Origin of the sequence: Streptomyces sp. NPDC001137 (genome assembly GCF_040298885.1) — a bacterium.
Lineage (GTDB): Bacteria > Actinomycetota > Actinomycetes > Streptomycetales > Streptomycetaceae > Streptomyces.
Window position 1 is genome coordinate 109,287 of record NZ_JBEPBA010000026.1, and the last position, 20,338, is coordinate 129,624.

A 20,338-nucleotide genomic window follows, 5' to 3' on the forward strand; every position below is an offset into this window, starting at 1 on the left:
CGCGCTCGAGAAACCGGAGTTCATCCCCGGCCGGGAGTGAGTGGCTCCCGTTCTCGTACGGGGAGAATACGCGCTTCTTCGAACGGACTTTGCGTAAGCCGGAGTTGCCGCGCGTCGAGTGGACACGGGATATCCGGCGGTGTGGAATGCCTAGTCGTTACTGCTAGTGTTCGTCCAGTCACAGTAGGCAATCTGCCTCGACATCCAGGCAATGAAGGACCGAGGGTTTCATGCGCAAGCTTCAAAAGGCCATGGTCGCAGCAGCAGTGGCGGCCGGAGGTCTCTCCGTCATCGGTGCCGGCGCCGGCACCGCCTACGCCCACGGCCACGGCCACGTTCGCGACACCAAGCCGAAGGTGACGGAGCAGTACCGCCCGTACCAGGAGTGCAGTCCGCAGACGGTGGCCGACGGCGACCTCCCCATCGGCGTACTCGGTCTCTCCGAGACCTTCGACACCACCTGCGGTCAGTTCAACAACGCCTTCACCTCGTAATCGTGCGCGACGCTTTCCGCGAGCCCCTCGGGGTCACCCCCCGCAGGGGCCCGTTCACGTGTGGCCGCCCGGAGCGCGAGGCCGCTCCGGTGGCCCGCATGCGTTCGTGATGGCTCTGGAAGTTCCTTCAGCAGGTCAGCCCTTCACTTCGTAGGCGAAACGGGCCGGACCGCGGCGCACGGCGCCCGGGTGCCCCTCACAAAGGAAACGGATCACATGCTCAGTAGGAAGAAGATCGCGGCCGTCTCGGGGCTTCTGTACGGCCTCGCCGTGACCTGTGCCGGAGCCACTCAGGCGTATGCGGCAGCGGGCCCGGGAGCCTGCACGGTGAGCGCGTCGGGTGACGTCACCTGCGTCCAGCGGTTCGCGGGCAAGACGTCCGACGGTGATGACTTCATCGTCCGCCGGGCCAACACCTGCACCCCGCAGAAGCCCATGGAACTGCCCGTCATTCCCCTGCTGAACAGCGGAAGCACCAAGATCGGCCCCGCAGTGACCTGTTCCCCCAACGACACGGGGGTCGACGACAGGGACACCCCCTCGGAACTGCCCGGTGGCATTCTCGGCTGAGGCCCGCACTTCCGAGCGACGGACGGCCGGACCGGGGCGACCCGGACCGGCCGTCCGCTTTTTGTGTGCCGTTTTGTGTGCTGTTCTGTATGACGGCTTTTCTCCGTCCGCGGCAGATGGGTGACTGCCGCGCGCTGCCCGTGACTTGGGCCGGGGGAATCGTCGTTTTACGGGAGAGCGCCGAGTGCGTGACCGAACCGCATCAGCAACTGCCCATCCGCAACAACCCTTTCCCTCTCCGAGCCCGCGGCCGAGCGGGCGGAAGGCTGCTTTGGCATAAGCCGACACGGTGCACAGAAGGGCCCAAGATCCCAAATGACTACGTTTCGTGTGTATATGCTCACATTAAGTAGTCGAGCCAGGGCTTCCCGCCCAGCTAGGAAAGGGTCTAATCATGCGCAAGTTTCAGCGCGCCGCGGCAGTAATTGCAGCGGTCGCGGGGCTCTCCGCCCTCGGGGCCGGCGTCAGCAGCGCCACCGACGGCTGGGGCGGCGGGGCCACCGCGGTGGCTTCCTCGCAGGCCAACGCCGTGGCCTACGGCGGCGGCGGGGGGTGGGCTCCGCACGACGCCCCGCAGGCGGCTCCGTACGGTGCCCCGCAGGCCGCTCCGTACTTCGCGCCGATGAACGTCAACTTCGCGCCGCCCGCCGCGCCGCAGGCCGCCCCGATGGCCGCGCCCCAGCCGGCGCCCCAGTACTTCGTGCCCCAGTACATCGCCCCCCAGTACATCGCCGCGCCGCAGTACGCGCCCCAGTACGCCGCGCCCCAGCAGGCGCCGCAGTACGCCCCGCAGTACGCCACCCCGTACGGCTCCAGGTAAAGAAGCCCCTGGCGCAACGACCTGAACAAAACCCTCAACGGCAAAGGCAGCCCGGACGCGCGGCAAACCCATCAGGGTGCGCGTCCGGGCTGTGCCGGTATCTCGATCAAAGGAACACAGCGCATGTTCAGTCGGCAGAAAATCGCAACCGTCTCGGGGATTCTCGGAAGTCTCGCCGTGATCTGCGTCGGAGCCGTGCACGCGCAGGCGGATGAGAACCCGCGCGACTGCAAGACCAACGCCGCAGGGGAAACCACCTGCGTGCACAAGACCGAGAGTGTCCACAAGGACAAGCACGGCACCTTTGTCGTCAAGCAGTCGCAGAGCTGCTCGACGACGGCGCGGCCGCGTCTGGTGCTGCCCGAGGACGGCATGCTCAACAACGGGTCGACGCATGTCGGGGCGGTGGTGGACTGCACCAACAAGGCGCCGACGCCCAAGGGGTTCAAGCGGCCCCACTTCAAGGCGCCGCACATCAAGACGCCGTACATCAAGACGCCCCATGTCACGACACCGCACTTCGATTTCTGAGGCGCGCTCGACGAGTGCCGGACCGGGGCCGCTCCCGATCCGGCATTTCGGCGTTCCGGACGCGTGAAAGCCCTGGTGCCCCGGCCGAACGGCCGGGGCACCAGGGACTGTTCCGACTTGCCGACCTACTTGCCGACGCTGTTGTTGCAGCCCATGTTCGAGCCCAGCTGGGTGTCCTGGGCGCCCGGGTTGCCCTCGCCGTTCAGCAGGTTGCCCGCAACACCGTTGAGGATGCCGACCTGACCGAGGACGTCGACGTTGGCGTCGTGCGAACGACAGGTGGTGCTCTGCAGAACGTTGACGCCACCGCCGCGATGGCCGCCTTCGCCCGAGCCGAAGCCGCCCTGATCGGCGTGGGCGGCGCCGGCGCTCAGGAGTCCGACGCTGCTGAGGGCAGCGACCAGGACGGCAGCCTTGCGAAGCTTGTGCATGACATCTCCGGTGGAGTGAAGTGGATGCGATCCGTGACGGATCGACTTCGTGCAGTTACGGAGGCTAATAAGAAATACCCGTAAAAGGCTGTGCGGCGCGCCGAATTCGGGATGAGCCTCACTGCCCTGGTCGATGTCCGGAAATGCCGTTGCCGTGACAAAAAAAGGGGGCCCCGGCACCGAGTCTGGAGCTCGGTGCCGGGACCTGCTTCCCGCTCTCGGCCGTCTATGCGGCCGTCATTCGACTAGAAGGCGCTGTTGTTGCAGCCCATGCTCGAGCCGATGTGGGTGTCCTGGCCTCCGGCGTTGCCCTCGCCGTTGAGCGCGTTGCCGAGCAGGCCGTTGAGGATGCCGACCTGGCCGAGGACGTCGACGTTCAGGTCGTGCGACTTGCAGTTGGAGCTCTGCAGCACGTTGAACTTGTCGCCGCCCTTGCCGCCCTTCCCCCCGTCGTCGTGGGCCTGAGCGGTGCCGGCACCGAGGAGTCCGACGGTGCTGAGGGCGGCGACCAGGACGGCAGCCTTGCGAAGCTGGTGCATGTCATCTCCGGTGGAGTGAGTGGGTGCGATCCGTAACAGATCGACTTCTTACAGTTACGGAGAATAATAGGAAATAACCGACAATCACCTAGCGACGCGCCGTGTCCTGTGATCTTGTTGCGGCAGCTCCCTGAAGTCGTCCGGCGATCCCGGTGGTCTCCGCCGCCCCTAGTGGGCCTTGGCGAGGGCGTTCGCCTGGCTGTTGGCCTGGGTGCAGGCGACGCCCTTGGTCTCGGCGGCGGCGAGCACGGCGACCGGGAGGTTCGCGTTGAGCACGGACTGCGGGCTGCACTCCTGGGCGGGGCGGAAGAGGTTGAACTGGTCGGCGTTGCCGCCCGACTGCGTCGGGGCCGCCGGGGAGCCGATGTGCGGGTTGAACTGCGGGTTGACCTGCGGATTGACCTGCGGGGCAACCTCGGCGGGCTGCGCCGGGGCCGCCTGCCGCTGGACGGGACCGCCGGAGGCGTGGGCGGTGGCCTGGGTGGCGGTGAAGGCGCCGGCCATGGCGGGGCCCGGGGGCGGGGCGCTGTTGCCGTAGGCGACAGGAGAGGCGGCGACGCTGGGGCCGACGCCGATGGCGGACAGACCGCCTGCCGCTGCTACGACGAGCGCGACGTGCTGGAACTTGCGCATGGAACCTTCGGCCCTTCATTGACCTGGCATGGAACGTGCTGAAATAGCAGATGAGCCAGTGGAGTTGTGGCTGTTCTTGCTGACCTGGGCGGCTGCGGTGGGTGATGGATCTTCGCTCTGTCCCCGTGGGGAACGAAGCAAGTGCGAAGCCAGTCACGGGAGTCGGGGAGCAGTCACCCATTCGCCCCCGGTGAGCCGGTTATCTGATCAATTCCAAATGGGTGACGGAATTCTCGATCCCGTGACCGAGCGGAAGCAAATGTCGTTGCCAGCAAGGAGAGGGCAGCGACCATGAACCGGTGAGAGGGGCAAGGGGATCCGCTGTCGGCTCCGGCGTGAACATCAGACTGAGCGCACGCAACACAGCACTGAATACAACGGATTTCCCTGCACAGGTATTGAAGGGCCGAGGGTTCCATGCGAAAGATTCACAAGGCCGCGCTCGTCGTAGCAGCGGCCGGCGGTCTGTCCGCCATTGGCGCCGGCGTCAGCCATGCCGACGCCTACCCCGGGTACCCGGGTGGCGCTCCGGCTGCTCCCTACTACCCGGCCCCGGCGCCCGCGTACTACCCGGCGCCGCAGTACGCGGCCCCGGCGCCCGCGTACTACCCGGCCCCGGCACCGCCCCCGCAGTACTACGCGGCCCCGGCTCCCCAGTACTACCCGGCACCCCCGCAGAGCGCTCCCGTGCGGGCCGTTGCCGCCTCCACCGCGGACAGCACCGCGCAGTCCGGTGGCCCGCAGTCGTACTCCCAGCCGGCGCCGCAGTACGTGCCCCAGGCGCCGGCCCCGCAGGCCGCGCCGCAGCCGAGCCAGGCCACCGCCGTCGCCTCTTCGGTGGGTGGTGCGCAGGCCGGTGCGCCGGCGCCCGCCGCGCAGTCCGTTCCTCAGCAGCAGCCGCTGGTTCAGCCGCAGGTCGCCCCGCAGTCCTCGCCCGAGGTCATGCCGAAGGTCGCCCCGCAGGTCGCGATGCCCCAGGTCTTCAACCCGGAGCCCGCGCCGCATGTGGCCCCCCAGGTGAACCCGCAGGTGAACCCGCAGGTGAACCCGCTCATCGACCCGCTGGTCTCGCCCGCCAGCGCGGCACCGCAGGTGCCCGGGCTCGGTCTCGGACAGGTTGCGGCTCCTCCCGTCGGGAACCTGGGTCTGCCCCGACTCGGCTGATGGCCTCCCGGTAGTCGTCCATCGTCCCAACTCGATCTGCTGCAGATCACTTCCGCTCGATCAATGGAGAAGAAATGCGCAAGCTTCAGAAGGTCGCCATCGTGGGCGCCGCTGTCCTCGGCAGCATCGGCGCCTTCGGGGTCGGCCCGGCCTTCGCACACGGCGAGCCGGGGCACGACATCGACGTCATGCAGGACATCGAGTGCCGCTCGCACGACATGAACGTCGACGTCATCGGCAACCTTGGTGCCCTCAACGGTCTGCTGGGCGGCGCGCTCAACGGCGAAGGCGACCCGGGTGCCCAGCCCGCCCACCTCGGTTCGGACATGGGCTGCAACAGCAAGGCCCTCTGAGCAGCCGCGCTACCGCTTCTCGCCCAGGTCAGGAGCAATCCGGCCTGGGCTTTTGCACTTCCCGGCGTCAGCTGCTGCGGTCGGCCAGCTTCCTGAGCGCGTCGTCCGTCAGCCGGTACACCGTCCACTCGTCCTGCGGGCGGGCACCGAGGGACTCGTAGAAGGCGATGGCCGGGGTGTTCCAGTTCAGGACGGACCATTCGAGGCGCTCGTAGCCGCGTTCCGTGCAGATGCGGGCCAGTTCGGTCAGGAGGGCTTTGCCGTGGCCGGCGCCTCGTGCGGTGGGGCGGACGTAGAGGTCCTCCAGGTAGATGCCGTGGACGCCGCGCCAGGTGGAGAAGTTGAGGAACCACAGGGCGAAGCCCACGGGTGCGCCGGTGGTGTCGTCGGCAGCGATGTGGGCGTAGGCGGCGGGGCGGTCGCCGAAGAGGGCCTCGTGGAGTTGGGCCTCGGTGGCCCTCGCCTCGTGCGGGGCCTTCTCGTAGGTGGCCAGTTCGAGGATCAGGCTGTGGATGAGGGGGATGTCGGCGGGGGTTGCTGTGCGGATCACTCCGTGAGATTACGCCCCGCCGGGGCGCCGGGGCCTCAGGTCGGCACAGTCCCGGGCCGCTCAAGGGGCGCTGGTCAGACGCCGGGCGATTTCCAGGTGGGCCGGTAGGGGCGGGCGGCCCTCCTCGATCTGCCAGACCGAGTTCTGGAGCACCCGGCCCAGGGTCCAGGCGCGTGCCCGGTCCCGGTCCAGTCCGAGGGCGTCCGTCATGGCGTCGAAGCGCCACCGCACCTCCTCCGCGTCGAAGCGGTTCCACAGCGTGGGGAAGAGGTCGAAGCCCGGGTCGCCCGCGAGTGGCTTGGGGTCGATGGCGAGCCATGGGGCGCGGTCGGAGCCGAGCACGTTCTCGACATGCAGGTCCCAGTGGAGGAGCCGGTCGCCGGGGTCGTCGGCGACCTCGCGCACCGCAGCCGCGCAGTCCTCGAGCAGTCGCCGCACGTCCGCCCGGGGGAGACGGGGCAGGGCCGCCGAGGTCCGTTCCAGCAGTACGGTCGTGATGTCGCCGAGGTGCCGCAGCCCGGTCGGGGCGGGAGCCGAGGTCAGCCGGGCCAGCAGACGGGCGACGACCAGTGTCGCCTCGCGTGAGTCCGGCAGGTCGGCCAACCGCTGTGTCGGATCGAGCCGTTCGAGCAGCAGGGTGCCCGTTTCGGCGTTGGACTCCAGGAGCCGGACGGCCCCCTCACCGTTCCAGGCCCGCAGGGCGACCGGCTCTCCGGCGGTCTCGTCGTCGAGGTCCTGGAGCTTGAGCGCGGCTGATGAACCGTCGGCCCGCAGCACCGGCAGGACCAGCGCGCACCGGCCGTGCATCGAGGGACCGTCCAGTCGCAGCCGCCAGAGGTCCAGGAACCGCTCGGCCCGTTCCGGAAGCCCCGCGATGAAGGCGCGTCCCGCCTCCCCGCCGTATTCCTCGTGCCGGGCGATCAGCTCAGCCGGAATGTCGATCACCCTTGCGACGATACTTACGTGCGTGAATCGCCTCATGCGAATCGACCGGGGGATCGGGCAGCGCGTGTGGGCCTACGTCTGCAGCGCGCCCGGCACGTATGTCTGGCTGGCGATCCTGTTCGTCACGACCGTCGCCCTGCACCACATGTCTCCGCAGTTCGAGCAAGAGTTCCTGCGGCAGCGGTCCACGAACATCCATGAGCTGTCGAACGACCCGGGGCGGGTGCTCGTGCAGAGTGCCATGTGGATCGACGGTGGTGACTGGTTTCCGTATGCCTTCCTCTACACCGCGTTCCAGTACACCGTCTTCCATGCGCAGGCCGAGCGGTGGCTGGGGACGCTGCGGTGGCTGATGGTGTGCGTGGCCGCGCATGTGCTGGCGACGCTGATCAGCGAGGGCGCGTTGCTGAAGGCGGTGCGGGACGGGATGGTGGCGCACTCGGCCGTCAACACGCTGGACATCGGGGTGAGTTATGCGCTGGCCGGGGTGGTGGGGGTGCTGGCGTACCGGATCGCGGCGCCGTGGCGGTATCTGTATCTGGCGGGTGTGTTCTTCGTGTACGGGGCTCCGCTCGCGGACTCGCCGACCTTCACCGACTTCGGGCATTTTGTGTCGGTACTGATCGGGTTGGCGTGTTATCCGCTGGTCAGGGGGCGGGGGAAGGCCTGGGATCCGAGGGAGACAGTTTCCGCCCTGAGGGGTTAGCTTTCCGGCCATGAGCAGCTCGGTGAGCAGTGTCGTGAACGGTGGAATCTCGTACTGGTACGCGGACGACGGTTTCCCGGCGGTGCGGGAGCCGCTCGGCGGTGACGCGTCCGCCGACGTCGTGATCGTCGGGGGCGGGTACACCGGGCTGTGGACCGCGTACTACCTGAAGAAGGCGGTGCCCTTCCTCCGGATCACCGTCCTGGAGCAGAAGTTCTGCGGGTACGGGGCCTCCGGGCGCAACGGCGGCTGGCTGTACAACGGGATCGCCGGGCGCGACCGGTACGCGAAGCTGCACGGGCGCGAGGCCGCCGTACGGCTGCAGAAGGCCATGAACGAGACCGTGGACGAGGTCGTCCGGGTGGCGGAAGCGGAAGGCATCGAGGCCGATGTCCACAAGGGCGGGGTGCTGGAAGTCGCCACCACGCCGGCCCAGTTGGCGCGGCTCAAGGCCTTTCACGAGCGGGAGCTGTCGTACGGGGAGAAGGACCGTGAGCTGTACGGGGCCGGGGAGACCGCCGAGCGGATCCGGGTCGCGGACGCGGTCGGGTCGACCTGGACCCCGCACGGGGCGCGGCTGCACCCGGTGAAGCTGGTGAAGGGGCTGGCGGCCGCCGTCGAGGCGCTCGGGGTGACGATCCACGAGCTGACGCCGGTGGCGGAGATCCGGCCGAAGCACGCGGTAACGCCGTACGGGACGGTCCGGGCGCCCTATGTCCTGCGCTGCACGGAGGGGTTCACCGCCGGCCTGAAGGGGCAGCGGCGCACCTGGCTGCCCATGAACTCCTCGATGATCGCGACCGAGCCGCTCACCGCCGAGCAGTGGGAGTCGGTGGGCTGGGACGGGCTGGAGACGCTCGGGGACATGGCGCACGCGTACATGTACGCGCAGCGGACCGCCGACGGGCGGATCGCGCTCGGCGGGCGCGGAGTGCCGTACCGCTTCGGGTCGAGGACCGACAACGACGGGCGGACGCAGACGGAGACGGTCGAGGCGCTGCGGGAGATCCTGGTGCGGTTCTTCCCCTCGCTGGCGGGGGTGGGGATCGAGCATGCCTGGTCGGGGGTGCTCGGGGTGCCGCGGGACTGGTGCGCCACGGTGACCCTGGACCGGTCGACGGGGCTCGGCTGGGCGGGCGGCTATGTCGGGTCGGGGGTGGCCACCACGAATCTCGCGGCGCGGACGCTCAGGGACCTGGTGCAGTTCGACTCGGGGCAGGGCGGCCGGACCGAGCTGACCGATCTGCCGTGGGTCGGGCACAAGGTGCGCAAGTGGGAGCCGGAGCCGTTGCGGTGGCTCGGGGTGCAGGCGATGTACGCCACCTACCGGGCCGCGGACCGGCGGGAACGCGCCACGTACAGCGCCGAGTCGTCGAAGCTGGCGCAGTTCGCGGACCGGGTGGCGGGGCGGCACTGACGATTTTTTGCCATCTGATTGCACTCTAGGGGATCTCTCAGAACTGCCTTGCCGTCAAAGCTGTTGGCCAGCTCGTGTCATGTACGCCACTGCTCCCAGGGGAGGGCACTTCATGGCAGCCAAAGGCTGGCGAAGAAGACGAGTATGGGCGGTGCTCGCCACCACTGCCGCGCTGGGCCTGACAGTCACTCAGGCGCAGGCGTCGAATGGTGGCAGCGCCCCCTTCGGACTGCGGGAACTTCACAGACAGGCCCTTCTGCATCAGCAGCAGAAGGGCCTGTCGGCTTTCGCGCAGGCGGGGGACGACGATGACGGGGGAGAGGCACAGGAGGAGGCCGAACAGGCGGACCAGTACGCCGAGGCGCGCACCTCGCCGGGGATCGTGGCACCGGGGGCGTACGGGGCGGCGTACGACGCTCTGGTGGATCTGCCGCACACCAAGGGGAGCTGGAGCGATCTCACGCGGCTTCCCTACGACGCCGACGACCCGCGGTACCGGGACATCAACTCCAACTCCAGCGGCGGGGCCGGGAAGGTGACCGGCCGGGTAACCGGGCTCGCGGCCGACCGGCACGGGTATGTGTACGCCGGTTCCGCCAACGGCGGGGTCTTCCGCTCGCGTACCGGTGGCGGTCACTGGACGAACATCTCCGACGGGCTGCCCGCGCTGTCGACGGGCGATCTGCAGCTCGACGGCCTGGGGCGGCTCTGGTACGCCACGGGTGAGGCCAACACCAGCGCGACCTCCTTCCTGGGGACCGGCGTGTACGTCCTCGCCGATCCGCGCAAGGGCAGCTTCAGCCCGGACGACCGGGTCGGCGGCGACGAGCTGGAGTCGACGTCCATCAACGCCCTGCGGTTCGGCGGTGGCAAGGTGTGGGCCGCGACCACCGAGGGCGTGTGGAGCCACTCCACGAAGACGCTGGGGGGCCACTGGAAGCTGGAGTTCGCACCCAACCCGGACTATCTGCCCGGTGGTCCGAAGGCGAGCGACCCGTCGGCCGCGTACAAGAACATCACCAGTGACATCGCGATCGACCCGAAGGACCCGGCCAAGGTCGTGCTGGCCGTCGGCTGGCGCGGCGGGGACACCTACAACGGGTTCTACGCCAGGTCCGGCGGCAGCTGGCAGCGGCTGACCGGTCTCGGGGACCTGCCGAGCAACGCCGAGGACGTCGGCAACGTGACCTTCGCGCGCAGCGCGGACGGCTCGCGGTACTACGCCATCGACCAGTCGCCCGAGGAGACCGCGGAGAACCCGGACAGCGGCCTTGCGGGCATCTTCGTCTCCAAGTCCGGTTCGCCGACCGGTCCGTGGACGAGGATCGCCGACTACAAGCAGCTGCGGGACTCCGGCTCCGCGCTCACCGGCGACGGATACCAGCCCGGCATCCAGGCCTGGTACGACCAGTTCCTCACCGTCGACCCGAAGAACCCGGACCATGTGTACGCCGGTCTTGAGGAGGTCTTCGAGACCAAGGACGGCGGAAAGTCCTGGTCGGTGCCCGGCCCGTACTGGAACTTCGGTTTCCCCTGCTGGTCCATCGACCCGGGCAAGCAGACCGGTGACTGCCACCAGACCGTCCACGCCGACCAGCACTCCGTGGCGATCGGCAGCAACGGCGGCGCGCCGTACGTGATCGTCGGCGACGACGGCGGCACCTTCCGGCGGCCGCTGAACGGCAGCGCCGACGCCTCCGGCCACGCGACCGACTGGACCTCCCTGAACGACGGCACGATGGACGCCCTGCAGTACTACTCGGTGGGCGTGGGAGCCGATCCGGCCGGGCGGGGCCTCGCGATCACCGGCGGCCTCCAGGACAACGGCCAGTCCGAGCTGCGGGCCGGCGACCGCGTGATGGGCTCCAACTTCGGCGGCGACGGCGGCGACACGATCACCGACCCGGCGAACGGGTGCAACATCGCCCAGGAGTACGTCTACCTGGCGGTCTCCGTCACCAACAACTGTGCGGTGAATGACGGTGGTTGGGTCACCGACCCGTCGAAGGCGACCACGTACTCCGTCGCCCCGCCCGACAACGCGACCGGCGAGGCACGCTTCATCGCCCCGCTGAACGCCGACATCAAGGACCCGAACGTCTGGGTCGCGGGCGGCCGGCATGTGTGGATCAACACCAAGGGGTACGCGATCCGCAGCGGCAGCGAGTGGCTCGGCGCGTTCGACCTGGGCGCGGGGCACACGGCCACGGCGGTGGCCTCCTCCGGCGGCAAGGTGTACGCCGCCTGGTGCGGGCCCTGCAACAACCAGGGCTTCACGCGCGGCATCGCGGTCGGCAACGCCGACGGCACCGGCTGGCACCAGCTGAGTCTGCCGGTCGACGGGACCGTCCCGAACCGCTATCTCTCGGGTCTGGCGATCGACCCTGCGAACTCCGACCACGTCCTGCTCGCCGTCAACGGCTTCTCACGGAAGTGGACGGAGGGTCCGGGCGCGGGTGTCGGGCACCTCTTCGAGACCCGGGACGGCGGGGTCACCTGGAAGGACGTCTCCGGGAACCTGCCCGACGTACCGGCCAACTCGGTGGCCCTGCTGAAGGGCGGCACGATCGCGCTGGGCACGGATCTCGGGGTGCTGGTGAGGACACCGGGCTCGAAGGGCTGGAAGGTGGCCGGCGACAACCTGCCCACCACCGCGGTGCTCCAGCTGCGGACCGGCCCGGACGGGCGGCTGTACGCGGCCACGCACGGGCGCGGGATCTGGGCGATCGACGTACGGCGATTGCGGTGAGCGGCTGAGCGACCGCCCTGAAGGGGGGAGAGGGGAGGGGCCCGCGGTCCGTGCGGCCCCTCCCCGTCCTTGTGCCCCCTATACGGCCGGCTCCGGCACCGGCTGCTCGGCGGGTGCCCCGTGCTTCGGGGCCTTCACCGTGACCATCAGGCCCGCGACCAGGCCGGCCAGCAGCATGATCCCGGCGGCCCACCAGATGGCGACCGTGTAGCCGTGCACGACGCCCTCCTTGGCGATCAGGGCCTTCTGCGCGGGGTTGTGCAGGTGGGCGGCGATGTACGCCGTGCTGCTGGTGGTGGCGATCGTGTTCAGCAGGGCCGTACCGATCGAACCGCCCACCTGCTGCGAGGTGTTGACGGTCGCCGAGGTCACACCGGAGTCGTGCGGGGCGACGCCCGCGGTCGCGGTGGCGAAGACCGGCATGAAGGTCAGGCCCATGCCGAGGCCCATCAGGATCAGACCGGGCAGGATCTCGGTCGCGTACGACGAGTGCGTGGTCATCCGGGTCAGGAGCATCATGCCGCCGGACGCGAGGACCATGCCGGGGACCATCAGCATGCGCGGCGCCACGCGTTGCAGCAGCCGGGCGGAGATCTGCGTGGAGCCGGTGATGATCGCGGCGGTCAGCGGCAGATAGGCCAGACCGGTCTTCACCGGCGAGTAGCCGAGCACCACCTGCAGGTAGTAGGTCATGAACAGGAACAGCCCGAACATGCCGATGACGGCGAGCATCATGGTCAGGAAGCAGCCCGCACGGTTGCGGTCCTTGACGATGTGCAGCGGGAGCAGGGGCATCGGGGCCCGGTTCTGCCACCACACGAAGGCCACGAGGAGTGCGACGCCGCCCGCGAACAGCGCCAGCACCAGGGGGTCGGTCCAGCCCCTCGGCTCGGCCTCGCTGAAGCCGTAGACGATCGCGACCAGTCCGCCGCAGCCCAGCACCGCACCCGGCACGTCGAGGCGGGCGTCCTGGCGGCCGGGACGGTCGTGCAGCAGCGCGAAGGCGCCGAAGACGGCGATGATCGCGATGGGCACGTTGACGTACAGGCACCAGCGCCAGTCCAGGTACTCGGTGAGCAGACCGCCGACGATGAAGCCGATCGCCGATCCGCTGCCGGCCAGGGCGCCGTAGATGCCGAAGGCCTTTCCGCGTTCCTTGGGATCGGTGAACGTCGTGGTGAGCAGGGACAGCGCGGAGGGCGCGAGGACGGCGGCGAAGGCTCCCTGGAGCGCGCGGGCGCCGAAGAGCATGCCGGAACTGGTGGCGGCGCCGCCGAGCGCGGAGGCGGCGGCGAAGCCGATCAGCCCGAAGACGAACGTCCGCTTGCGGCCCACCAGGTCCGCGATGCGGCCGCCGAGCAGCAGCAGTCCGCCGAAGGCCAGGGTGTAGGCGGTGATCACCCACTGGCGGTTGCCGTCGGACATGCCCAGGTCGCGCTGTGCGGACGGGAGCGCGATGTTCACGATGGTCGCGTCGAGGACGACCATGAGCTGTGCGAGCGCGATGATCACCAGGCCCCACCAGCGGCGGGGGTCGGCGTCCACGGGAGGGGTGGCTTCGCCTGATCGGGTGACGCTCATCTGGTCAGAAGACCATGAATCGGGCCGTATCGCACCTTCGGATGCGCTCTTCCTGGTCATGGCTCCAGTACCACCTTTCCGGTCGTTTTGCGCGTTTCGAGCGCACGGTGCGCGGCCGCCGCCTCGGCGAGCGGGAAGCGCTGCACGGCGGGGGTCAGCCTGCCCGCGGCTGCTTCGGCGAGAGCGCGCAGTTCCAGGGTCTGTACGGGGTTGGGGCCGCCGGCCTTCCGCATCATCACGGGGCCGAGGACCTGTTCGGAGACGCCGTCCACGAGGTGGGGCCCGCCGCCGCGGACGCCCGCGGCCGACCAGCCGAAGACGAGGTGTCTTCCGCCGGGGCCGAGCAGCTGGGTGCAGTGGCGGGCGACCTCGCCGCCCACGCCGTCGAGGACGACGGTGGCGGCGCGTCCGCCGAGATGGGCGCGGACCTTGTCCGGCCATCCCGGTTGCTTGTAGTCGACGGCGAGGTCGGCGCCGCCCGCCGCCACGCGTGCCGTCTTCTCCGGGCCGCCCGCGAGGCCTACGACGGTGGCGCCGGCGTTCTTCGCGTACTGCACGAGCAGGGTGCCGAGGCCGCCCGCGGCGGCCGGGATCACGGCCACGGCGTCCGGGCCGAACTCGGCGAACTGCACGATCCCCATCGCCGTACGCCCTGTTCCGATCATGGCGACGGCCGCGGCGAAGTCCAGGTTCGCGGGGATCTCGTGCACGCGGTCGACGTCGGTGACGGCCAGCTCGGCGTAGCCCCCCGGGGCGAATCCGAGGTGGGCGACCACACGCCTGCCGAGCCACAGCCCGGCCACGCCCTCGCCCAGCGACTCGACGACACCGGCCACCTCGCGGCCCGGGACGGTGGGCAGCCGGATCGGCTCGGGCAGCGGCCCCTGCTCGCCCTCCCGGAGGGCGGTGTCGAGCAGGTGCACTCCCGCCGCGGCCACGGCGATACGGACCTGGCCCGGACCCGGCAGCGGGTCCGCCACCTCCTCGTAGCTGAGGTTCTCGGCCGGACCGAAGGCATGGAGCCGGATGGCGTGCATGGTGCAATCCCCCATCGGTTGCTTGTCAGGGAACCCAGCCTTCAACCTCAAGCGTGCTTGAGGTCAAGGGGGCCGGCGGACCGGCGGCCGAGCGCCAGTGACACCGCGGAGAGGGCGCTGTTGAAGGAGACCTCCGAGAGCACGCCGGGAGCCGCGACCTGGTCGCCCGCCAGGTACACGCCGTCACCGCGGTCGATGGCCGGGCGGTCGCGCCAGCTGGTGCCCGGTAGGTCGACGGCGCCGGTACGGCCGTTCGCGACGGCCTCGCGCCGCCAGGTGACGCGTTCGCGCCATCCCTCGAAGGCCAGGTCGAGGAGTTCCTCGGCACGGGCGACACCGTCGGCCCTCGTCTCGTGCGGGGCGATGGGGAGCTGGCCCTGGATGAGCTGCTCGCCGGCCGGGGCGAGCGAGCGGTCCTGCGCCGTGAACCTCTCCAGCCACCCCGGGGAGTCGAGGTCGCACACGGCGAAGGCGTCCCCGCGCCGGGTCCGCACGGCGAGATCGACGAGCGTCGTGCGACCGCTCGTCCAGGTCAGGGAGTCGTCCTTCAGCAGCCGGCGGGCGGCGTCGAGGGAGGTGGCGACGACGACCGGGCCGCCGGCCGCAGGAAGGGCGTCGAGGGAGTCGACGCGGGACAGGGTCTCCATCCGCACCCCCAGGTTCCATGCCCGGGCGGCCATCCGGTCGATGACGGTCGCCCAGCCGCCGCGCGGATAGTGCGCCTCGGGCGGCAGCTTGGTGGCACGGCGCAGCCGCTCCTGCACGAACGCGGCCGACAGGGCGCCGGGGTCGTGATGGAAGAGGGCTACGGCGGAGTAGTGGGCGGCGGCGCGGGCCGCCTCCTCGCCCGCGATGCCGGTGGCCCAGGTCATGAAGTCGACGTCGACCGGCGCCTGTTGGAGGCCGGGGCGCAGCAGCTTGAGCATCGCGAAGGGGGGCGTGCGGCGCAGGCCGCCCTGGTGGCGGAGCCGGAGCCGGGCCGCCTCCAGGGGCGGGATCGGGGCGAGCGGTCCGATCAGGTTCCGCTGCCTGAGCCAGGTCCAGTGCGGGCCGCCGCTGTAGAGGGCGTGCGGTCCGTCGTTCGTACGGTACGGGCCCTCGGCGGTCCGGGCTCGCCCGCCGAGGGTGTGGTGGGCTTCGAAGACGGTCACCTTGGCGCCGGCCTCGGCAGCGGTGACGGCCGCGGTCAGTCCGGCGAATCCGCCGCCGATGACGGTGATGCGGTGCATGGGTCCGGGTCTCCCTCGTTTCGGGTCCGCCTTTCCGTGCATACGACGAATTGGGCCCCCGGAATGTGACATGGATGGCGTTCTGCCTGGTCAGGGTCGTTGTCAGTGGCGGAGTGCACCATGGGGGCATGGCGAGGAGAGAGGCGGGCGGGATGGGCGGTTCCAGCGGTACGGCGGTGAAGGCGGCGCGGCGGCCGGAGGTGCGGCTGCCCGCGCTGGAGCCGTTCGGGGGCGGGGAGTTGGAGCCGGACGGGGACTACGACGGGCTGGAGTTCCGGGAAGTGGACCTCGCCGGGCAGGACGGCGGCGGCGCCCGCTTCATGGACTGCGCACTGACGGGGTGCGCGCTGGACGAGACGGGGCTGCAGCACGCCCGCATCCTGGACTCGGTCCTGACGGGGCCGCGCGGGGTCGGTACGAACCTCGCGGAAGCCACCCTGCGCGACGTCGAGCTGGTCGACGCCCGCCTCGGCGGGGTGCAGCTGCACGGGGCGGTCCTGGAGCGGGTGGTGATCCGCGGCGGCAAGATCGACTACCTGAACCTGCGCGCGGCCCGGCTCAAGGACGTCGTCTTCGAGAGCTGCGTACTGGTGGAGCCGGACTTCGGGGGCGCCCGGCTCGAGCGCGTGGAGTTCGTGGACTGCGTCCTGAAGGAGGCGGACCTCACCGCGGCGACCCTGAAGGACGTGGACCTGAGAGCGGCGGCCGAACTCGGCATCGCGCGGGGGGTGGACCGGCTGTCGGGGGCGGTGATCAGTCCGGGGCAACTGATGGATCTGGCGCCGGTGCTGGCTGCGGAGATGGGGATTCGGGTGGAGGGGTGAGGGGGACTTCTCGGTGCCGGGGCGGTCCTTTCAGCCCGTCCGGCGTTTGAGGACGAGGCCGTTCAGGCCGAAGCGGGGGTCTGGGGGGCGGCAGCCCCCAGGACGGTCACGCCGGCTCACGGCAACCGGGGAAACCGCGCCTGCAACGTCCAGATCGCCGGGTTCTCCCCAAGGTCCTCATGAAGGTCGACCAGGTCGGCAATCAGATCGTGCAGAAAGTCCCGCGCCTCCCGCCGCAGCTCACTGTGGGAAAAGGAGAGCGGCGGATCCTCCGCCGGCATCCAGTCGGCCTCCACATCCACCCACCCGAAGCGCCGCTCAAAGAGCATGCGGTCGGTCGACTCGGTGAAGTCGAGCTCCGCGCGCTGGGGCCGGGACGCGCGGGAGCCCGCCGGGTCGCGGTCGATCCGCTCCACGATGTCGCACAGCGCCCACGCGAAGTCCAGCACCGGCACCCATCCCCAGGCTGTGGACAGCTCCCGGTCCGCCTTGGTGTCGGCGAGATAAACGTCACCGCAGAACAGGTCGTGCCGCAGGGCGTGGACGTCCGCGCGGCGGTAGTCCGTCTGCGGAGGGTCCGGGAAACGGTTGGAGAGGGCATAGCCGATGTCGAGCACGTACGAGATGGTGTCACGCCGCCATAGGATCATCGGCGTGCCCAGACCCGTACCCTTTGTCCCCGCGGCCCGCCGCGCACCCATGGTCCGCCGAGCCCCCGCAGTCCTCTGCGCCCTCGCCGTTCTCCTGGCCCCGGCCCTGACCGCGTGCGGCGGTGTCCACGGCACACCGGGCGGCTCCGGCCTGCGTGACCCGTACTTCCCGAAGGCGGGCAACGGCGGATACGACGTCGGCCACTACGACCTGAAGCTCGCCTACGACCCCGCCGACGGGCACCGCCTCACCGGCACCGCGACCATCACCGCCCGCGCCACCCAGGACCTCTCCGCCTTCGACCTCGACCTCAAGGGGCTGCACGTCGACGAGGTCACCGTGGAGGGCAGACGCGCCCGCTGGAACCACACCGGGCAGGAGCTCACCGTCCGCCCGCACGACGACCTCCGCGACGAGGAGACCTTCCGCGTCACCGTCCGCTACTCCGGCAGCCCGGTGACCATCACCGACCCCGACGAGTCCGAGGAGGGCTGGCTGCGCACCGCCGACGGCGCGCTCGCGCTCGGCGAACCCACCGGCTCCATGGCGTGGTTCCCGGGCAACGACCACCCCTCCGACAAGGCGTCGTACGACCTCGCCGTCACCGTGCCGAAGGGCCTGCAGGCGGTGTCCAACGGAGAGCTGACGGGCCAGACGAGCAGCGGGGGCCGTACGACGTACACCTGGCACACCGCCGAACCGATGGCGACCTACCTCGCCACCCTCGCCATCGGCCACTACGACATCAGCCGGTCCACCATCGGCAGCAAGCACCTGCCCGTGTACGTCGCCGTCGACCCGACGCAGGCGAAGGCGAGCCGGAAGGTGCTCGCGCAGCTCCCCGAGATCATCGACTGGGAGGAGTACAACTTCGGGCCGTACCCCTTCGCCTCCACCGGAGCGATCGTCGACCGCCCGGACGACGCCGGGTACGCCCTGGAGACCCAGAACCGTCCCGTCTTCCCCGGCGCCCCCGACACCGGGACCCTCGTCCACGAACTCGCCCACCAGTGGTACGGCGACTCCGTCACACCGAAGAGCTGGCGGGACATGTGGCTCAACGAGGGCTTCGCGACGTACGCGGAGTGGCTGTGGGACGAGGACCACGACGGCGACACCTGCCAGCAGACCTTCGAATCCCGCTACAAGGACGGCGACAAGGACATCTGGGCCTACTCGCCGGCGAAGCCGAGCAGTGCGGCGCACATCTCCGACCCCCTCGTCTACGAGCGCGGCGCGATGGTCCTGCACAAGATCCGGCAGACCGTCGGCGACGACACCTTCTACGACATCATCCAGGGCTGGGCCGCCGCCCACCGCCACGGGAACGCGGACACCGACGACTTCACCGCGTACGTAGAGAAGAAGGCACCCGACAAGGACTTCAAGGAGATCTGGAAGGACTGGCTGTACGGGGAGGGAAAGCCGGACCACCCGTAACGGAACGGGCGGTCCGGCAGATCAAGCCCCGGTGTGCGGACGTCAGTTGACGTTGACGGCCTTCCAGGCCGCGGCCACCGCGTTGTACTCCGCGCTGCCCGCGCCGTACAGGTCGCTCGCCGCCTGGAGGGTGGCGGTGCGGGCGCCCGCGTAGGTGGTCGAGGAGGTGAAGTACGTGGTCAGGGCCTTGTACCAGATCTGGTCGGCCTTGGCGCGGCCGATGCCGGTGACCGTCGAGCCGTCGTATGTCGGGGAGTTGTAGGAGACCCCGTTGATGGTCTTCGCGCCGCTGCCCTCGCTCAGCAGGTAGAAGAAGTGGTTCGCGACGCCCGACGAGTTGTGGACGTCGAGGCGGCCGACGTTGCGCGACCAGTAGTCGGCCGAGCTGCCGTCCTTGCTGGGCTTGTCCATGTAGCGCAGCGGGCTGCCGTCGCCGTTGATGTCGATCTTCTCGCCGATGAGGTAGTCACCCGGGTCGGAGGAGTTGTTGGCGAAGAACTCCACCGAGGTGCCGAAGATGTCGGAGGTGGCCTCGTTGAGCCCGCCGGACTCCCGGCTGTACTTGAGGCCGGCCGTGGCCGCGGTCAGCCCGTGGCTCATCTCGTGCCCGGCCACGTCGAGCGAGGTCAGTGGGTGGGTGTTGCCCGAGCCGTCGCCGTACGTCATGCAGAAGCAGCTGTCGTTCCAGAAGGCGTTGACGTACGCGTTGCCGTAGTGGACCCGGGAGTAGGCGGCCTTGCCGTCGCCCGCGATGCCGTTGCGGTTGAAGGCCGACTTGTAGAAGTCCCAGGTGACGGCGGCGCCGTACGCCGCGTCGACGCCGGCGGTCTGGCGGTTGGCCGGGGTGCCGTCGCCCCAGGTGTCGTCCGCGTCGTGGAAGAGGGTGCCGGTGCCGGACGTGCCGCCGTTCAGGTCGTACGTCTTGTGGCCGCCGCGGCCGCCGTCGATCAGGTCGTAGCCGCCGGAGGCGGAGGCCGTGGTGCCGAGGGTGACCGTGCCGCTGTACTCGCTGGTGCCCGTGCCGGTGTCGACGGCCTGGTACTCGTAGATCTTCTTGCCCGTGGTGGCGTCCGTGATGACGTGCAGCTCGCTCGGGGTGCCGTCGTGCTGCACGCCCTTGACGACGGACTCGTAGGCGAGGACGGGCTTGGCGCCGGCCGCCCAGACGACCTTGCGGGCGGTGGCGGTCGAGGCCCTGGTCCCGGCGAGGGCGGACTTCTTCGCGGCGGCGGCCGATAGGGAGGCGTCCGTCGACGCCACGGATATCCGCGCCTTGGTCGCCTTCGAGACACCCTTCAGCGCGCCGCTCCTGGCCACGTGGGTGACCAGGTCGCCGCCGAGGACGGGCAGACCGGCGTAGGTGCGCTGGTAGCGGGTGTGGACGGTGCCGTCGGCGTCCTTGACGACGTCCTGGACGACGAGCTTCTCCTGGGCGCCGAGCCCGAGTTCCCGGGCGGTCGAACCGGCCGCCTCCTGGGCGGACTTGATGGCGACGGCGCGGGCCGAGGCGCTGAGGGGAAGGGCAGTGGCGCCGCTGTCATGGGTGGGGGCCGCGGTGGCGGCACCGTTCTGCAGGGCGAGCACGACCATCGCCGCCGAGCCGATCAGGGCGGCGGTGCGGAGTGCGGTCTTGCGGGAGGTGCGGGTGGTGCGGGCGGCACGGAACTGCTGTCT

General features: G+C 70.0%; 21 protein-coding genes. 11 read left to right on the forward strand and 10 right to left on the reverse strand.

Going from position 1 to position 20,338, the window contains the following annotated elements; all coding sequences use genetic code 11:
- Window positions 1–230: 230 nt before the first annotated feature.
- From ABT254_RS37595 to ABT254_RS37610, 4 genes are all read left to right on the forward strand, one after another.
- Complete coding sequence (locus ABT254_RS37595; RefSeq protein WP_351480684.1) at window positions 231–494, forward strand: hypothetical protein; 264 nt, start codon at window positions 231–233, stop codon at window positions 492–494.
- A 216-nt stretch (window positions 495–710) separates the two neighbouring features.
- Complete coding sequence (locus ABT254_RS37600) at window positions 711–1,064, forward strand: hypothetical protein (protein ID WP_115907391.1); 354 nt, start codon at window positions 711–713, stop codon at window positions 1,062–1,064.
- 394 nt (window positions 1,065–1,458) lie between these two features.
- Window positions 1,459–1,884: a hypothetical protein gene (locus ABT254_RS37605; RefSeq protein WP_351480687.1), complete on the forward strand. Its 426-nt coding sequence runs from the start codon at window positions 1,459–1,461 to the stop codon at window positions 1,882–1,884.
- Window positions 1,885–2,007: 123 nt separating this feature from the next.
- On the forward strand, window positions 2,008–2,415 hold the full coding sequence (locus tag ABT254_RS37610; RefSeq protein WP_351480690.1) for a hypothetical protein: 408 nt from the start codon (window positions 2,008–2,010) through the stop codon (window positions 2,413–2,415).
- 125 nt (window positions 2,416–2,540) lie between these two features.
- Here the strand turns inward: ABT254_RS37610 and ABT254_RS37615 are convergent, their stop codons facing one another.
- The 3 genes from ABT254_RS37615 to ABT254_RS37625 all read right to left on the reverse strand — a co-directional run bounded on the left by ABT254_RS37615 (window position 2,541) and on the right by ABT254_RS37625 (window position 4,018).
- Window positions 2,541–2,846: a hypothetical protein gene (locus ABT254_RS37615; RefSeq protein ID WP_351480693.1), complete on the reverse strand. Its 306-nt coding sequence runs from the start codon at window positions 2,844–2,846 to the stop codon at window positions 2,541–2,543.
- 245 nt (window positions 2,847–3,091) lie between these two features.
- Window positions 3,092–3,385, reverse strand: coding sequence for a hypothetical protein (locus ABT254_RS37620; RefSeq protein WP_030941334.1), 294 nt, complete (start codon window positions 3,383–3,385; stop codon window positions 3,092–3,094).
- Between the two features lie 168 nt (window positions 3,386–3,553).
- Entirely contained in the window at window positions 3,554–4,018 is a 465-nt protein-coding gene (locus ABT254_RS37625) for a hypothetical protein (RefSeq protein WP_351480695.1), read from the reverse strand.
- Window positions 4,019–4,435: 417 nt separating this feature from the next.
- Between ABT254_RS37625 and ABT254_RS37630 the strand changes: the two genes are divergently transcribed.
- Together ABT254_RS37630 and ABT254_RS37635 are read left to right on the forward strand one after the other, a co-directional pair.
- Window positions 4,436–5,182, forward strand: a complete 747-nt coding sequence (locus ABT254_RS37630; protein WP_351480698.1) for a hypothetical protein — start codon at window positions 4,436–4,438, stop codon at window positions 5,180–5,182.
- A 74-nt stretch (window positions 5,183–5,256) separates the two neighbouring features.
- A complete protein-coding gene (locus ABT254_RS37635; RefSeq protein ID WP_351480701.1) occupies window positions 5,257–5,535 on the forward strand; it encodes a hypothetical protein in 279 nt (92 codons plus the stop codon).
- 67 nt (window positions 5,536–5,602) lie between these two features.
- On the opposite strand, the gene ABT254_RS37640 is transcribed toward ABT254_RS37635, so the two are convergent.
- Window positions 5,603–6,085: a GNAT family N-acetyltransferase gene (locus ABT254_RS37640; RefSeq protein WP_351480704.1), complete on the reverse strand. Its 483-nt coding sequence runs from the start codon at window positions 6,083–6,085 to the stop codon at window positions 5,603–5,605.
- Between the two features lie 60 nt (window positions 6,086–6,145).
- Window positions 6,146–7,066: an aminoglycoside phosphotransferase family protein gene (locus tag ABT254_RS37645; RefSeq protein WP_502972119.1), complete on the reverse strand. Its 921-nt coding sequence runs from the start codon at window positions 7,064–7,066 to the stop codon at window positions 6,146–6,148.
- Between ABT254_RS37645 and ABT254_RS37650 the strand changes: the two genes are divergently transcribed.
- The 3 genes from ABT254_RS37650 to ABT254_RS37660 all read left to right on the forward strand — a co-directional run bounded on the left by ABT254_RS37650 (window position 7,065) and on the right by ABT254_RS37660 (window position 11,902).
- Window positions 7,065–7,736: a rhomboid-like protein gene (locus ABT254_RS37650; RefSeq protein ID WP_351480709.1), complete on the forward strand. Its 672-nt coding sequence runs from the start codon at window positions 7,065–7,067 to the stop codon at window positions 7,734–7,736. The two genes, ABT254_RS37645 and ABT254_RS37650, sit on opposite strands and share 2 nt — an antisense overlap.
- 10 nt (window positions 7,737–7,746) lie before the next feature.
- Window positions 7,747–9,153: an NAD(P)/FAD-dependent oxidoreductase gene (locus ABT254_RS37655; RefSeq protein ID WP_351480711.1), complete on the forward strand. Its 1,407-nt coding sequence runs from the start codon at window positions 7,747–7,749 to the stop codon at window positions 9,151–9,153.
- Between the two features lie 112 nt (window positions 9,154–9,265).
- The gene (locus ABT254_RS37660; protein WP_351480713.1) at window positions 9,266–11,902 is read left to right on the forward strand and encodes a ligand-binding sensor domain-containing protein; all 2,637 of its coding nucleotides are present in this window, start codon (window positions 9,266–9,268) and stop codon (window positions 11,900–11,902) included.
- A 78-nt stretch (window positions 11,903–11,980) separates the two neighbouring features.
- On the opposite strand, the gene ABT254_RS37665 is transcribed toward ABT254_RS37660, so the two are convergent.
- The 3 genes from ABT254_RS37665 to ABT254_RS37675 are packed head-to-tail and all read right to left on the reverse strand — an operon-like array spanning window position 11,981 to window position 15,749.
- On the reverse strand, window positions 11,981–13,483 hold the full coding sequence (locus tag ABT254_RS37665) for an MFS transporter (RefSeq protein ID WP_351480715.1): 1,503 nt from the start codon (window positions 13,481–13,483) through the stop codon (window positions 11,981–11,983).
- 56 nt (window positions 13,484–13,539) lie between these two features.
- Complete coding sequence (locus tag ABT254_RS37670; protein WP_351480718.1) at window positions 13,540–14,520, reverse strand: zinc-binding dehydrogenase; 981 nt, start codon at window positions 14,518–14,520, stop codon at window positions 13,540–13,542.
- Between the two features lie 47 nt (window positions 14,521–14,567).
- On the reverse strand, window positions 14,568–15,749 hold the full coding sequence (locus tag ABT254_RS37675; RefSeq protein WP_351480721.1) for an FAD-dependent oxidoreductase: 1,182 nt from the start codon (window positions 15,747–15,749) through the stop codon (window positions 14,568–14,570).
- 128 nt (window positions 15,750–15,877) lie between these two features.
- Between ABT254_RS37675 and ABT254_RS37680 the strand changes: the two genes are divergently transcribed.
- Complete coding sequence (locus ABT254_RS37680) at window positions 15,878–16,573, forward strand: pentapeptide repeat-containing protein (RefSeq protein WP_351480724.1); 696 nt, start codon at window positions 15,878–15,880, stop codon at window positions 16,571–16,573.
- Between the two features lie 116 nt (window positions 16,574–16,689).
- On the opposite strand, the gene ABT254_RS37685 is transcribed toward ABT254_RS37680, so the two are convergent.
- Window positions 16,690–17,190: a hypothetical protein gene (locus ABT254_RS37685; RefSeq protein WP_351480727.1), complete on the reverse strand. Its 501-nt coding sequence runs from the start codon at window positions 17,188–17,190 to the stop codon at window positions 16,690–16,692.
- Window positions 17,191–17,272: 82 nt separating this feature from the next.
- On the opposite strand from ABT254_RS37685, the gene ABT254_RS37690 reads away from it, so the two are divergent.
- Window positions 17,273–18,664, forward strand: a complete 1,392-nt coding sequence (locus tag ABT254_RS37690; RefSeq protein ID WP_351480787.1) for a M1 family metallopeptidase — start codon at window positions 17,273–17,275, stop codon at window positions 18,662–18,664.
- A 42-nt stretch (window positions 18,665–18,706) separates the two neighbouring features.
- Here the strand turns inward: ABT254_RS37690 and ABT254_RS37695 are convergent, their stop codons facing one another.
- Window positions 18,707–20,254, reverse strand: a complete 1,548-nt coding sequence (locus tag ABT254_RS37695) for a M4 family metallopeptidase (protein WP_351480790.1) — start codon at window positions 20,252–20,254, stop codon at window positions 18,707–18,709.
- Window positions 20,255–20,338: the final 84 nt, after the last annotated feature.

Bases quoted from the DNA above. Each gene is read 5' to 3' on its own strand.
- ABT254_RS37670 (WP_351480718.1), bottom strand. From the start codon at position 14,520: ATGCACGCCATCCGGCTCCATGCCTTCGGTCCGGCCGAGAACCTCAGC.
- ABT254_RS37620 (WP_030941334.1), bottom strand. From the start codon at position 3,385: ATGCACCAGCTTCGCAAGGCTGCCGTCCTGGTCGCCGCCCTCAGCACC.
- ABT254_RS37680 (WP_351480724.1), top strand. From the start codon at position 15,878: ATGGCGAGGAGAGAGGCGGGCGGGATGGGCGGTTCCAGCGGTACGGCG.
- ABT254_RS37645 (WP_502972119.1), bottom strand. From the start codon at position 7,066: ATGAGGCGATTCACGCACGTAAGTATCGTCGCAAGGGTGATCGACATT.
- ABT254_RS37595 (WP_351480684.1), top strand. From the start codon at position 231: ATGCGCAAGCTTCAAAAGGCCATGGTCGCAGCAGCAGTGGCGGCCGGA.
- ABT254_RS37625 (WP_351480695.1), bottom strand. From the start codon at position 4,018: ATGCGCAAGTTCCAGCACGTCGCGCTCGTCGTAGCAGCGGCAGGCGGT.
- ABT254_RS37655 (WP_351480711.1), top strand. From the start codon at position 7,747: ATGAGCAGCTCGGTGAGCAGTGTCGTGAACGGTGGAATCTCGTACTGG.
- ABT254_RS37635 (WP_351480701.1), top strand. From the start codon at position 5,257: ATGCGCAAGCTTCAGAAGGTCGCCATCGTGGGCGCCGCTGTCCTCGGC.
- ABT254_RS37630 (WP_351480698.1), top strand. From the start codon at position 4,436: ATGCGAAAGATTCACAAGGCCGCGCTCGTCGTAGCAGCGGCCGGCGGT.
- ABT254_RS37610 (WP_351480690.1), top strand. From the start codon at position 2,008: ATGTTCAGTCGGCAGAAAATCGCAACCGTCTCGGGGATTCTCGGAAGT.
- ABT254_RS37695 (WP_351480790.1), bottom strand. From the start codon at position 20,254: ATGGTCGTGCTCGCCCTGCAGAACGGTGCCGCCACCGCGGCCCCCACC.
- ABT254_RS37665 (WP_351480715.1), bottom strand. From the start codon at position 13,483: ATGAGCGTCACCCGATCAGGCGAAGCCACCCCTCCCGTGGACGCCGAC.
- ABT254_RS37660 (WP_351480713.1), top strand. From the start codon at position 9,266: ATGGCAGCCAAAGGCTGGCGAAGAAGACGAGTATGGGCGGTGCTCGCC.
- ABT254_RS37675 (WP_351480721.1), bottom strand. From the start codon at position 15,749: ATGCACCGCATCACCGTCATCGGCGGCGGATTCGCCGGACTGACCGCG.
- ABT254_RS37650 (WP_351480709.1), top strand. From the start codon at position 7,065: ATGCGAATCGACCGGGGGATCGGGCAGCGCGTGTGGGCCTACGTCTGC.
- ABT254_RS37600 (WP_115907391.1), top strand. From the start codon at position 711: ATGCTCAGTAGGAAGAAGATCGCGGCCGTCTCGGGGCTTCTGTACGGC.
- ABT254_RS37605 (WP_351480687.1), top strand. From the start codon at position 1,459: ATGCGCAAGTTTCAGCGCGCCGCGGCAGTAATTGCAGCGGTCGCGGGG.
- ABT254_RS37615 (WP_351480693.1), bottom strand. From the start codon at position 2,846: ATGCACAAGCTTCGCAAGGCTGCCGTCCTGGTCGCTGCCCTCAGCAGC.
- ABT254_RS37690 (WP_351480787.1), top strand. From the start codon at position 17,273: ATGGTCCGCCGAGCCCCCGCAGTCCTCTGCGCCCTCGCCGTTCTCCTG.